Origin of the sequence: Brucella sp. 22210 (genome assembly GCF_052045675.1) — a bacterium.
GTDB lineage: Bacteria > Pseudomonadota > Alphaproteobacteria > Rhizobiales > Rhizobiaceae > Brucella.
On record NZ_JBQEPD010000001.1, the window covers coordinates 292,952 to 306,062 of the forward strand.

A 13,111-nucleotide genomic window follows, 5' to 3' on the forward strand; every position below is an offset into this window, starting at 1 on the left:
TGAAACGTCAATACTGCGTATTGCGGTCGACGATGTGCTCCAGCGTGCCATTGCGCTCGAAGGCTTCAATCTGCCGGATGATCTGCGGCACCAGTGCCGTTGCTGACGAGCTTGCCGCTGCATGCGGCGTGATCGTCACTCTCGGATGATCCCAGAGCGCGCTTGTGGTCGGCAACGGTTCCTGATTGAACACGTCGAGCGATGCTGCCGAAAGCAGCCCGCGGTCGAGCGCCGCCAGAATATCAGCCTCGTTTTGCAAGCCGCCGCGACCGGCATTGATCAATACTGGCGCGCCGAACGGTCCGTCGCTTTTCAGCTGCGCGAACATCGACATGGACAGGATGCCCTTGGTGTCTGGCGTGAGCGGCAGCAGACAGACGAAAATATCGGCGGTCTTGAGAAAAGCGCCAAAACCGTCACGACCGTGATAGGTTTTCACGCCAGCGATTTCCTGCTGGCGGCGGCTCCAGCCGGTCACGTTGAAACCCAGTGCTTTCAGCTTTTCAGCCGCATCGCGGCCCAGCACGCCGAGCCCCATAATGCCGACCGTCACCTCATGGGCGGCAGGCTGGCGGCGATCTTCATGCCAGACATGGTTCTGCTGCTGCTTGCGATAGCGCGATCCCAGACGGTGATGATCCAGCACCTGCCAGACCACATATTCGGTCATGCGCATGGTCAGGTCGTCGGAGATGATGCGCACCAGCGGCACATCGGGAATACGGTCATCGCGGAACACGTGGTCCACGCCAGCGCCAAGCGAGAAAATGACTTTCAGGTTGGGCAGATTGGCGAGTGAGCCGGGCTTCTGCTTCCATACGAGAGCGTATTTGACGGAAGGATCATTCTCGGCGCGTTCGGTCACCACGGGGCGATCCGGCGCATTGTCCTTGAATGTCTTCAGCCAGATTTCCGGGTCCCAATCGGTGATCGCCAGAAGAATATTGCCCTTATCATTATTGGTCATTGTCTTACTCCTCCCTCGGTCGCCTCCATATGGAAGGCTGCCGCCATCAACGCCTTGGTATAGTCGGTCTTGGGATTGGCGAAGACATCCTTCGCCGTGCCATATTCTACCGCCTTGCCGTTGCGCATCACCAGCACATCATTGGCCAGTGCCCGCACCACTTTGAGATCGTGGCTAATGAAAAGATAGGCGAGATCATGCTTCTTCTGCAATCCACGCAAAAGATCGACCACTTGCGCCTGCACGCTCATGTCGAGCGCCGAGGTTGGCTCATCCAGCATGACGAAGCGCGGGGTCAGCACCATGGCGCGCGCAATGGCGATGCGCTGGCGCTGGCCGCCGGAAAATTCATGCGGATAGCGGAAGCGGGTTTCGGGGTCGAGGTTCACTTCCTGCAGCGCTGCCACGACACGCGCATCGCGGTCGTCGGCGGAGAGCTTAGGCTCATGCACCAGCAAGCCTTCGGCAATGATATCCGCAATGGTCATCCGCGGAGAAAGCGAGCCGAACGGGTCCTGAAACACGATCTGCATTTCACGGCGCAGCGGGCGCATATCCTTGAAGCTGAATTTCGCGATATCGCGCCCTTCAAAGCGAATATCGCCCTTGGATGAAATCATCCGCGAAAGGGCAAGGCCAAGCGTGGTCTTGCCGGACCCCGATTCGCCGACGACACCGAGTGTCTGACCGGCACGCAGATTGACATCAATCCCGTCCACCGCCTTCACATGGTCGACGGTCTTGCGCATGAACCCCTTCTTGATCGGGAACCAAACGCGGATATCCTTGCCTTCCATCACCGTTTTTGCCGCCGGATCGGCAGCGGGCGGCTCGCCCTTCGGTTCGGCGGCAAGCAGGTGCTTGGTATAGGGATGCTGCGGATTGTCGAAGATGTCCTTGGTTGGACCAGCCTCAACGATCTTGCCCTTGCTCATCACGCAGACCTTGTCGGCGATCTTGCGCACGATGCCGAGATCGTGGGTGATGAACAGCATCGACATGCCTTGCGCGGCCTTCAACTCGGCAAGCAGCTTCAAAATCTGCGCCTGCACGGTCACATCGAGCGCTGTGGTTGGTTCGTCGGCGATCAGCAGTTTCGGCTTGTTGGCCAGTGCCATGGCGATCATCACGCGCTGGCGTTGCCCGCCCGAAAGCTGATGCGGGAAGGCCGACAGGCGTTTTTCCGGCTCGCGAATGCCAACCTCGTTCAGAAGCTCCAGCGTGCGCGCCCGCGCCTGGGCGTCGCCCATGCCCTGATGCACACGCAGGATTTCGCCGATCTGCCGCTCGACGCTATGCAGCGGGTTGAGCGAGGTCATCGGCTCCTGAAAGATCATGGCAATGTCATTGCCGCGCACACGCCGCAATTCCGGCTCGGAGGCCTTCATCAAGTCCTTGCCGTTGAAAAGGATTTCACCGGAAGGGTGGCTTGCCGCCGGATAGGGGAGAAGCTTCAGCACCGACAGGGCGGAGACGGACTTGCCCGAGCCGGATTCGCCGACCAGAGCCACGGTCTCGCCTTCGGCAATGTCGAAGGACACACGGTCGACGGAAATGCGCTCTTCGCCGTTCTGGCGAAACGCCACCGACAAGTCGCGGACGGACAGCAGGGTTTTGTTGCCTGATTCGGACAGGGATCCACTCATTGACCCACTCATTGAAATGCCTTTCGCGGATCGAATGCGTCGCGTGTCGCCTCGCCGATGAAGATCAGGAGCGACAGCATGACCGAGATGACCACGAAGCCGGTAATGCCGAGCCAAGGTGCCTGAAGGTTGTTCTTGCCCTGCGCCAGAAGTTCGCCGAGCGAGGCGGAGCCTGGCGGCAGGCCGAAGCCAAGGAAGTCGAGCGAGGTGAGCGTGGTGATCGAGCCGTTCAGGATGAAAGGCAGGAAGGTCAACGTCGCCACCATGGCATTGGGCAGAAGGTGACGCCACATGATGGTGCCGTTCTTCACGCCAAGTGCGCGCGCTGCATTCACATATTCGAAGTTTCGGGCGCGCAGGAATTCAGCGCGCACAACGCCGACGAATGCCACCCATGAGAAGAGAAGCATGATGCCTAGCAGCACCCAGAAGCCCGGCGGCAGGATCGCTGCTATGATGAGCAACAGATAAAGCACGGGGATCGACGACCAGATTTCGATGACGCGCTGGAAGATCAGATCGACCCAGCCGCCGAAATAGCCCTGAACCGCGCCTGCCGTCACGCCGATGATGGCCGAGAAGAAGGTGAGGATCAGGCCGAACAGCACCGAAATGCGGAAGCCGTAAAGCGCGCGCGCAAAGACATCTCGCGCCTGATCGTCGGTGCCGAGCAGGTTGAAATTGCCGAAACGGCAATTGGGATCGCTAACGCCTTGCGCATAGCGCTGGCAGCGCTCCTCGGCGGAATAGAGCCAGAAGGGCTTTGAAGGTGCTGCTTCCGGGATTTCGTTATTCACGGTGTTGTAGGAATAGCGAATGGGCGGCCAGAGCGCCCAGCCATTATTGGCGATTTCTTCCTGTATCACCGGATCGCGATAATCGGTCACGGCATAGAAGCCGCCGAATTTCTCTTCCGGGTAATCGACAAAGACCGGTGTCAGCAACTCGCCCTTGTAGGAAACGAGAATGGGGCGATCATTGGCGATGAATTCGGAGCAAAGGGCGGCGATGAGCAGAAACAGGAAAACCCACAACGACCAGTAACCGCGCTTGTTGGCCTTGAAATTCTGCCAGCGGCGGCGGTTCAGCGGTGATAGCCATGGCCTTTTCACTGGCTTGACGGTGGGGGTGAGGGCAGCGTCTGTCATCACACGTCCCTCCGGTCGAAATCAATGCGCGGATCGATCCACGTATAGGTCAGATCGGACAGAAGCCCGACAAGCAGTCCGATCAGCGAGAAGATGAAGAGATTGGCGAACACAACCGGATAATCGCGGTTGATGACCGACTGATAGCCGAGCAGGCCAAGACCGTCGAGCGAGAAGATGGTTTCAATCAAAAGCGAGCCGGTGAAGAAGGCCGAGATGAAAGCGCCCGGAAAACCGGCGATGACGATCAGCATAGCGTTGCGGAAGACGTGGCGATAAAGCACCTGATTCTCGGTGAGGCCCTTGGCGCGCGCCGTTGTCACATATTGTTTGCGGATTTCTTCGAGAAACGAGTTTTTCGTCAGAAGCGTCGTGGTAGCGAAGGCCGAAAGCACCAGCGCTGTGACCGGCAGAACCATGTGCCAGAGATAGTCGCCGATTTTGCCCCAGAACGACATCTGCGCAAAGTCGGGCGAAGTGAGACCACGCAGCGGAAACCAGTCGAAGAACGATCCGCCCGCGAAAAGCACGATCAGCAGAATGGCGAACAGGAAGCTTGGGATAGCGTAGCCGACGATGATGACCGCGCTGGTCCAGGTGTCGAAGCGCGTGCCTTCCTTGATCGCCTTGCGAATGCCGAGCGGGATTGAGATCATATAGGACAGAAATGTCAGCCACAGGCCGAGCGAGATCGAAACCGGCATCTTTTCCTTGATGAGATCGATCACGCTGATATCGCGGAAATAGCTGCGCCCGAAATCGAAGCGCAGATAGTTCCACAGCATCTGGCCAAAACGCTCAAGCGGCGGCTTGTCGAAGCCGAACTGCTTTTCCAGATCGGCGATGAATTGCGGGTCCAGCCCCTGTGCGCCGCGATATTTCGAGTTGACCGAGCTGCTATCGACAGCGCTTTGACCGAAATCGCCGCCACCGCCGGAAAGGCGATCAAGCGCGTCGCCGCCCTGACCGGAAAGCTGCGCGATCACGCGCTCGACCGGACCGCCGGGGGCGAACTGAACAACGGCGAAGGAAATAGCCATGATGCCGAAGATGGTCGGGATCATTAAGATCAAGCGGCGGAGGATATAAGCGCCCATCAGCTTGGCTCTCTCGTTAGATCCGGGTTTCTCTTATGGCTTACCAACAGCTTTTGCCTTTTCTTCTTCTATCCACCACAGCGTCTCAACCGGAAAGCCATAATCGGGCTTCGGTTCCTTGAAACCGAACCGGTCCCAATAGGCCACGAGATGATTCGCTGTTGTCCAATTTGGAATCCAGTCGCGCCGGATACGCAAGTACCGATCAAGCACTCTGATCGTAGCGACAAGATCGTCCCGGGTCGAAACCTTTCCGGCATCGTCGATCAGGGCGTCGATCACCGGGTCAGCCGTGCCGGGCAGATTATAGCTTCCCGGCGTTTTGGCCGCTTGCGAACCGAACATGCTGGCAAGCGATTCGCTGGTCGGGGTTGCGCCGAACAGCATGGCAAGGCCAACCATGTCGAACTGGAAATCCTGCAAGCGCGCCTGGTATTGGCTCGCATCCACCAGCCGCAAGGTTGCATCAATGCCGATTGCCCGTAGTTTCTGGATGAACGGATTGTAGACGCGGGTGAAGGCTTCGGAATCGCTGAGGATTTCAAGCGCGAATTTTGAACCGTCCTTGTCGTGGAACTGGCCGTTGCGCCGCTCGAAACCAGCTTCTTCCATCAGCTTGATGGCGCGACCGAACTGAGCACGGTCGCGGCCCGTTCCATCCGAAACCGGCATGGTGACAGCCTCGCCGAATACGGCATCGGGAAGCTTGCCGCGATAGCGCTCCAGCACTTTCAATTCATCGGGGGAGGGCAGGCCCTTGGCCTGAAAATCCGACCCGTTGAAGCTCGATTGCGAACGCTCATAGGTCTTGAAGAAAAGGGTCTCGTTGGTCCATTCGAAATCGAAACAGAGACTGATCGCCTCGCGCACGCGCGGGTCGCGGAAACGCTCGCGGCGCTGGTTCACCGCCCAGGCCTGCATCAGCGGGCTTTTCTCTTTCGGGAAGGTGCGCATGATGACTTTCTTCTGCTGAATGGCCGGGAAGTCGTATCCCGTCGCCCAGTTCTTGGACACGCTTTCCGAACGGAAATCGATGTCGCCTTTCTTGAAGGCTTCAAATTCCGGCTGGCGGTCGCGGAAGAACTCTATGTGGATGCGGTCGAAATGGCTGGAGCCGCGCCGGACCGGAAGATCCTTGGCCCAGTAATCCTCAACCCGGTCATATTCGATGAATTGACCGGCGGCGAAATTTCCGACCTTGTAAGCGCCGGAACCGAGCACCGGCTCCATGGTCGTGGCCTCAAAATTGCGGTCCTTGAACCAGTTCTCCGACAATATGGGCAGCACCACCGCATCGAGAATGGCATTGGGGCCGCGATCTGCCGCAAAGCGCAGGCGAATATCGTTTTTTCCGGTCAGCTCCACCTTTTCCAGTCCAGTGAGCGACTGGCGTATGATGGGGTGGCCCTTTTCCTTCAACACCGTATAGGTGAACAGCACGTCTTTTGCCGTTATGGGCGAACCATCGTGGAAGCGCGCTTCCTTGCGCAGCTTGAAGGTGCAGGTCTGTCGATCTTTCGACAGCGTGGCGCTTTCTGCGATCAGCCCGTAGACGGAATCCGGCTCATCGAGAGCGGGCACCATCAGGCTGTCATAGGTCAGCTCCATGCGCGGGGGCGCATCGCCTTTGAAGGTAAAGGTGCTGAGCGTGTTGAAGGTCTGCGTGTTCTGGTTCCAGACCCAGCTTGCCGGGGCAAACTTGAATGTGCCACCTTTCGGCGCATCTGGATTGGTGTAGTCAAAATGGGTGAAATCGCTGCCATATTTCAGTTCGCCAAAAGCGGACAGGCCGTGCAGAGCTTTGCCGGTTGGCACCTCCGCAAAGGCGGTGGCGATGACACTTTGGCCCGGCAGGCAGGCCGCGACTGCAGCGCTGCCCGAGACCCCCAGAAAATGGCGGCGGTTCATGCGAAGCATCGTCATTCTTCGTACGCCTCTATTCGCTGCCGGTCTTGAGCTTGGCTGCCTTCGCGGGATCAACCCACCATGAGAACGGATCGATACCCATATAATCCGGCTGCTTTTCAGGCATGCCGAATTTGTTCCAGTAGGCCACATTGATGTGGTCGGAATACCATTGTGGAATAACGTAATAATTCCACAGCAGCGCACGGTCGAGCGCATGGCTTGCGGCCACGAGTTCATCGCGGTCCTTGGCGTAGATCACGCGGTCGATCAGCTTGTCGATGGCCTCGCTTTTGATACCGGCATAGTTGCGGCTGCCTTTGAAATCGGCGGCCTTGGAGCCCCACATGTCGCGTTGCTCATTGCCGGGAGAGGCGGTTTGCGCGATGACCGAGGTGATGACGTCATAGTCGAAATCACTGACGCGCGCCTGATATTGCGCGGTATCGACAATGCGCACTGTCGCATTGATACCGATCTTGCGCAGGCTCGCTGCGAACGGATTATAGATGCGTTCGTCGGTCGGGTCCTTGCCGAGAAACTCGATGGTGAACGGATTACCCTTTGCATCAACAAGCTTGTTGCCCTGCAATGTCCACCCCGCTTCCGAAAACAGCTTCAAGGCCGTGCGCAGATTATCGCGGGTTGCCTGCGGCGTGTCGTAAACAGGCAGCTTGAATTCCTTGGTCAGGGCATCTGCGGGCAGCGAATCCTTCACCGTTTCAAGAATGGCCTGTTCTGCCGGGGTCGGCGGGCCGCTCAGCTGTAATTCGTTGCCAGCGAAATAGCTGTTGATGCGGCTGTACTGATTGAAGAACAGAAGTCGATTCATGGATTCGAAGTCGAACGCATAGGTCAGCGCTTCGCGGACTTTCGGGTCCTTGAACTTGTCGCGGCGCATATTCAGGAAATAGCCCTGCATGCGACCGACAGCATTGAACGGGAAGGACTTCTTGATAACATCGCCGCGCTGAACAGCCGGGAAATTATACTGCTCCGCCCAGCGCTGGGCGCGGTTTTCGTTGCGATAATCGTATTGACCGCCCTTCTTGAAGGCTTCCCAGGTTGCGTCTTCATTGAAGTAATATTCGTAGACCACGCGGTCGAAATTGTTGCGGCCGACATTCACCGCAACATCCTTACCCCAGTAGTCGTCGACGCGCGCCCAGGTGATGGAGCGTCCCGGCGAAACACTGTCGATCTTGTAGGCGGAAGAACCCAGCGGAATTTCCAGCGTCGGGCGGGTGATATCACGCTGTTTGCCCTGCGCGTCCTTACCTTCCCACCAATGTTGCGGCAGCACTGCAAGCTGGCCCATGATCTGCGGCAATTCGCGGTTGCCCTTTTGGCTGAAGTTGAACTTCACCTCATGATCGCCGGTCTTTTCCGCACTTTCCACGTCGCCATAATATTTGTTGTAGAGCGGGGACTGCTTCTTCAGCACATTGAAGGACCAGATCACGTTTTCGACGGTGATCGGCTGGCCGTCATGCCATTTGGCGTTCGGATTGAGCTTGAACTTCACCCAGGAATAATCTTCCGGATACTGAAGCGCCTCGGCAATGAGCGGATATTGCGTCGAACTCTGATCCAGCGAATCCGTCATCAGCGTATCGTAGAGCATGCCGCCGCCGAAGTCGGACAGGCCTGCTGCGGGAACGCCTTGCACCACGAACGGGTTGAGGCTGTCGAATGTGCCGACCGCGACCTGATTGAGCGTGCCGCCCTTCGGCGCATCGGGGTTCACATAGTCATAATGTTTGAAATCGGCTGGATATTTGGGCTCGCCGAGCAGGCTGGAAGAGGCGCGCCATTTGGGTTCTGCATCGGTCGCATGGCTTGACGACATTGTGCTTGCAAGCATGGCAACCGCAAATGCACCCGCCCAAAACGCTTTCATCCAGTCTCTCCGTTTCTGCTTCGGATCATCTGTATGAGTCTTATGGGTTTTTGCGGAGGAAGAAAGGCACCGGCGCAATAAATTTCAGGCGCAAATAAAAAAGCCGGGTCGAAACCCGGCTTTTCGATGTTCTTGCGATGCTTAGTTCGCTGGTGCGGCTGGCTTTTCGCCTTCCTTGGCTGGCGCTGCATCCGCAGGTTTGGCGTCGCCGCCAGCCGGTGCAGCATCTGCCGTCGGCAGTGGTGCCGGATTGTCGGAAAGCGTGCGCAGATAGGCTATCAGATCGGCGCGCTCATTGTCCTTCTTGTCACCCGCAAAGCCCATGGCCGTGCCCTTGACGAAAGCCTTCGGCGAGGTCAGGAACTTGTTGAGGTGCTCGTAGTCCCACTTGTTGCCACCGGCGCCAAATTCCTTCATGGCGGCCGAATAGCCGAAGCCTTCGACGGAAGCGGCAGGACGGTTCAGCACATCCCAGAGATGCGGACCCACCTTGTTTGCGCCGCCCTTTTCGCCCGTATGGCAGGCCTGGCAGCGCTTGAAAACTGTTTCACCGCGCGCAGGATCGGCGGATTGCAGCAATGTTGCGATAGAAACTTCTTCCTTGGCCGGTGCAGCTCCCCCTTCACCGGTCGCAGCTTCCGCCGCCTCGATTGCAAAGCCGGGCTTCTCCGGTGCAGGCGAGTGAAACAGCGCATCGGACAGGATGCCCGTCGTCATGACAACGAAAACCGTTGCCAGAAAAGCCATGATAAACTTGTTAGTCCGCGTTGAATTCATCGCCGGTCAGCGCTCCCTCTACCAAAACGCTCTCCCCGAGAACGCTCTCCTCAGCCGACATGCGCACCTCATATGAGGTTGCAATTCTCTCCGCGGCATCGGGCGGAAACTAGGTCTTTTACCAGGGCGATGCAACACCTATAAGGGTAACCAGACCCGTGACTTTTTGACACTTTTGCAGCATTTACAGTGCAGATAAAACTCCTCTAAGGACGGTTACGATCCGGCGAGACAACAAGAGGCGAGCATGCTTCAGACCCTAAAGACCCTCACACTTATTCCGGCAAGACTGGCCGCTACGCGCCTGCCAAACAAGCCGTTGGCCGATATTTGCGGCAAGCCGATGATCGTGCATGTGGCCGAAAGGGCTGCCGCCGCGAAGCTCGGGCGCGCCGTTGTCGCGACCGATAGTGAGGAGATTTTCGCAGCCGTTACCGCTCATGGTCACGAAGCCGTCATGACGCGCACCGATCACGAATCGGGTTCGGACCGTATCTATGAAGCATTGTTGAAGCTCGATCCGGCTGGCGAGATCGATGCCGTGGTCAATGTGCAGGGCGATCTGCCGACCATCGATCCGGATATCATCCGTCGTGCATTGCTGCCGCTCGAAGACGGTCCGGCTGATATCGCGACGCTTGGCGTCGAGATCGAGGAAGAATCGGAAAAGACCAATCCGAGCGTGGTGAAGATCGTCGGCTCGCCGCTGGCTGGCAGCTCACGTCTGCGCGCACTTTATTTCACCCGCGCCACGGCACCTTATGGCGAAGGCCCGCTCTATCATCACATCGGCCTCTACGCCTATCGCCGGACGGCGCTGGAGAAATTTGTGAAGCTCGGGCCGTCGCCGCTGGAAAAGCGCGAAAAGCTTGAGCAATTGCGCGCTTTGGAAGCCAGCATGCGCATCGATGTCGAGGTGGTGAAAACGGTGCCGCTGGGCGTCGATACGCCAGCCGACCTTGAGCGCGCCCGAGCAATTTGCAGTCAAATGGGAGCTATTTGACGTGGCATAAAGGCGGCGCAAAAGATTCTTGTCGCAAAGGGTCTTTGACAAGTTTAACAACCAGGAAAGCCCCGCGAGTGAGGGGCGTTTGAGAAAGTACGACGACGATGAAAACCAACCGGATTTCTTTTCAGGGTGAAGCGGGTGCCAATTCCGATACGGCGTCACGCAACATGTTTCCCGGTATGGAGCCTTTGCCGTGTCCGACTTTTGAAGACGCTTTTAACGCAGTCGAAACCGGCGCTGCCGATCTGGCGATGATTCCGATCGAGAACACGCTGGCGGGCCGCGTCGCGGATATTCATTATCTGCTGCCATTGGCCGATATGCATATTGTTGGCGAATATTTCCTGCCGATTCATTTTCAGCTGATGGTGCTTCCGGGCGTCAAGCGCGAAGAAATCAAGACGGTACACAGCCATATTCATGCGCTGGGCCAGTGCCGCAAGGTCATCCGCCAGAATGGCTGGAAGCCTGTCATTGCTGGCGACACGGCGGGCGCTGCCCGTCTTGTTGCCGACACACAGGACCGTTCAATGGCTGCCCTTGCGCCGCGTCTGGCCGCCGATCTCTACGGTCTCGATATTCTGGAAGAAAATGTCGAGGATGCGGAAGATAATGTGACCCGCTTCGTCGTTCTTTCGAAGGAAAAGCAATGGGCCCCGCGCCCGGAAAACGGCGAACGCATCATGACGACGTTCGTCTTCCGCGTGCGCAACGTTCCGGCAGCGCTTTACAAGGCGATGGGCGGCTTTGCCACCAACGGAGTCAACATGACCAAGCTTGAGAGCTATCAGATCGGCGGGCGTTTCATTGCCACGCAGTTCTATGCCGATATCGAAGGGCATCCGGAAGACCGCAACGTGCAGCTTGCTTTGGAAGAACTCGAATTCTTCTCCAAGGAAGTGCGCATTCTTGGCGTCTATAAGGGAAGCGACATTCGCGGCACGCAGTTGTTGGCTGCCGAGTAGTTCAGAAAATATCGGGCGGAATCAGTTTTCCGCCCATGCCTTGATCAGATGGGTTGCGATGGCGCCGGATGGCGGCACCCGCAGCCCATTTTCATGTGTGCCCGCCAGCATGCTGTGGACTTCCTGCTTGCCGAACCAGCGTCCGTCTTCCAGTTCCGAACGGTCGATGGTGAAGTCGTCGGACAGCACTTCGGCATGGCAGCCGATCATCAGCGAATAGGGAAACGGCCAGGGCTGGCTGGCGTGATAGCCGACGCGACCGATGGCAAGCCCCATTTCCTCCTGGCTTTCACGACGAACTGCCGCTTCGATGGTTTCGCCATGTTCGATGAAACCGGCAAGGCAGGAATAGGAACCGGCAGCAAAATGCGGGCTGCGCGCCAGAATGCATTTGTCGCCGCGCACCGGCAGCATGATCGCCACCGGATCGGTGCGCGGAAAATGCTCTGCCCCGCAATTCGGGCATTGGCGCTTGGCGCCACCGGCCCGCATTTCGGTCTTTGTGCCGCAACGCCCGCAGAAACGATGGTTGTTGTGCCAGGCGGTCAGCGCGGCCGCCTGCGCCAGCGCGCCAAGCAGATCGGCTGAAACCAGCCCTTCCATATAGATGCTCCGATAGTCCTGTGCCCGGAATGGCGCTTCCAGAGTTTCAGGATCAATCGGCGCCATCAGGGCGACGAGCGGCGCGCCGTCCTGAAGCCCCAGAAACACCGGCTCATGCAGATCGGGCGCAAAATCCCTGGCTTCGCTGAAGCGGAAGAGTGCGCGGGGCGTCTTCTCATCGGTGTAATCGAGCAGCAGCTTGTTGCCGCCCAGCACCATGACGCGGGTTTCAGGCAGCTCCAGCGCGGTGAAGGCCTGATCGTCGTGACGCTTTTCGGACTGGCGGTCGATGCGGTTGCCGCCAAAGCCGACAAGGCGGCTCGGTTCGATTTCCGGCAGGTCGTAGAGGCGGAAAGCCATGATGCTCTCGAATATATGTTTGATCGGATGGGGGAGGTTACAGCGCCGCGCGAATGTCGGCGATCAGCTTGCGGGCGTCTTTTTCGTCATAGGTCTCACGCGTGCCATGGCCCCAGACGGGGCCGGGCCATCCGGCATCACCTTCGTTGCGGGCGATGACATGCAGATGAAGCTGACGCACGATATTGCCAAGGGCACCAGTGTTGATCTTCTGGCATTCGGTGACCGTCTTCAGCGCCTGTGCCACCAGTCCGGCCTCGAAGGTCAGGATTGTCTGGTCGAGCGGTGTCAGATCGTGAATTTCGGAAAGATTGGCCCTGCGCGGCACGAGGATAAGCCACGGCCAGCGGCGGTCATTCATCAGTCGCAACTCGCAAAGGCCGAGCACGGCGACGGAAAAAGTGTCGGCATCAAGCCGTTTGTCGAGTTCGTACTGTGTCATGTGCTGATTCTTACCAGTTTTTTTCGTTCTGCGCTTGCTTTTTGCGCCGCGATTGACGATATGCAGCGTGGGAGGTTGGTGGTGGACGAGCCACTCGCCAACCGGGTCAGGTCCGGAAGGAAGCAGCCCTAACGAGCCAGGCACGGGTCGCCGTGCCAGCCTCCCACCCTTTTCTCATTCGCCATTTTTCCTGGCTGTCTGGCGGCTTTTGATGGCCCTGTTGATGGACAGTGTCCGTTGTTGACGTCGCTCATAGGTCCGGTCCAAACTGGCGGTCGAGAAAAAAGCGTAA

At 58.0% G+C, this 13,111-nt stretch carries 11 protein-coding genes and 1 other RNA gene; 3 read left to right on the plus strand and 9 right to left on the minus strand.

Annotation, left to right across the window (positions count from 1 at the left end; translation table 11 throughout):
• Nucleotides 1-7 precede the first annotated feature (7 nt).
• The 7 genes from ACTJKP_RS01430 to ACTJKP_RS01460 all read right to left on the minus strand — a co-directional run bounded on the left by ACTJKP_RS01430 (nucleotide 8) and on the right by ACTJKP_RS01460 (nucleotide 9,440).
• Nucleotides 8-967, minus strand: coding sequence for a 2-hydroxyacid dehydrogenase (locus tag ACTJKP_RS01430; RefSeq protein WP_078337763.1), 960 nt, complete (start codon nucleotides 965-967; stop codon nucleotides 8-10).
• The gene (locus ACTJKP_RS01435; protein ID WP_440629437.1) at nucleotides 964-2,625 is read right to left on the minus strand and encodes an ABC transporter ATP-binding protein; all 1,662 of its coding nucleotides are present in this window, start codon (nucleotides 2,623-2,625) and stop codon (nucleotides 964-966) included. The genes ACTJKP_RS01430 and ACTJKP_RS01435 overlap by 4 nt, the downstream gene beginning before the upstream one ends.
• Nucleotides 2,622-3,761, minus strand: coding sequence for an ABC transporter permease (locus ACTJKP_RS01440; RefSeq protein WP_440629438.1), 1,140 nt, complete (start codon nucleotides 3,759-3,761; stop codon nucleotides 2,622-2,624). The genes ACTJKP_RS01435 and ACTJKP_RS01440 overlap by 4 nt, the downstream gene beginning before the upstream one ends.
• Complete coding sequence (locus tag ACTJKP_RS01445) at nucleotides 3,761-4,858, minus strand: microcin C ABC transporter permease YejB (protein ID WP_440629439.1); 1,098 nt, start codon at nucleotides 4,856-4,858, stop codon at nucleotides 3,761-3,763. The genes ACTJKP_RS01440 and ACTJKP_RS01445 overlap by 1 nt, the downstream gene beginning before the upstream one ends.
• A gap of 33 nt (nucleotides 4,859-4,891) precedes the next feature.
• Nucleotides 4,892-6,781 (minus strand): extracellular solute-binding protein, encoded by a 1,890-nt coding sequence (locus ACTJKP_RS01450; RefSeq protein ID WP_440629440.1) that lies wholly within the window; start codon nucleotides 6,779-6,781, stop codon nucleotides 4,892-4,894.
• Nucleotides 6,782-6,794: 13 nt separating this feature from the next.
• The gene (locus tag ACTJKP_RS01455; RefSeq protein WP_440629441.1) at nucleotides 6,795-8,663 is read right to left on the minus strand and encodes an extracellular solute-binding protein; all 1,869 of its coding nucleotides are present in this window, start codon (nucleotides 8,661-8,663) and stop codon (nucleotides 6,795-6,797) included.
• Between the two features lie 141 nt (nucleotides 8,664-8,804).
• Nucleotides 8,805-9,440: a c-type cytochrome gene (locus tag ACTJKP_RS01460; RefSeq protein WP_440629442.1), complete on the minus strand. Its 636-nt coding sequence runs from the start codon at nucleotides 9,438-9,440 to the stop codon at nucleotides 8,805-8,807.
• A gap of 247 nt (nucleotides 9,441-9,687) precedes the next feature.
• Between ACTJKP_RS01460 and ACTJKP_RS01465 the strand changes: the two genes are divergently transcribed.
• Nucleotides 9,688-10,443: a 3-deoxy-manno-octulosonate cytidylyltransferase gene (locus ACTJKP_RS01465; protein ID WP_440629443.1), complete on the plus strand. Its 756-nt coding sequence runs from the start codon at nucleotides 9,688-9,690 to the stop codon at nucleotides 10,441-10,443.
• Nucleotides 10,444-10,550: 107 nt separating this feature from the next.
• Nucleotides 10,551-11,414, plus strand: coding sequence for a prephenate dehydratase (locus ACTJKP_RS01470; RefSeq protein ID WP_138784002.1), 864 nt, complete (start codon nucleotides 10,551-10,553; stop codon nucleotides 11,412-11,414).
• 21 nt (nucleotides 11,415-11,435) lie between these two features.
• On the opposite strand, the gene nudC is transcribed toward ACTJKP_RS01470, so the two are convergent.
• Nucleotides 11,436-12,377: an NAD(+) diphosphatase gene (gene nudC / locus ACTJKP_RS01475; RefSeq protein WP_440629444.1), complete on the minus strand. Its 942-nt coding sequence runs from the start codon at nucleotides 12,375-12,377 to the stop codon at nucleotides 11,436-11,438.
• Between the two features lie 37 nt (nucleotides 12,378-12,414).
• Nucleotides 12,415-12,819, minus strand: a complete 405-nt coding sequence (locus ACTJKP_RS01480) for an HIT domain-containing protein (RefSeq protein ID WP_078337773.1) — start codon at nucleotides 12,817-12,819, stop codon at nucleotides 12,415-12,417.
• 70 nt (nucleotides 12,820-12,889) lie between these two features.
• Between ACTJKP_RS01480 and ffs the strand changes: the two genes are divergently transcribed.
• Nucleotides 12,890-12,986, plus strand: an RNA gene (gene ffs, locus ACTJKP_RS01485) — signal recognition particle sRNA small type.
• Nucleotides 12,987-13,111 lie beyond the last annotated feature (125 nt).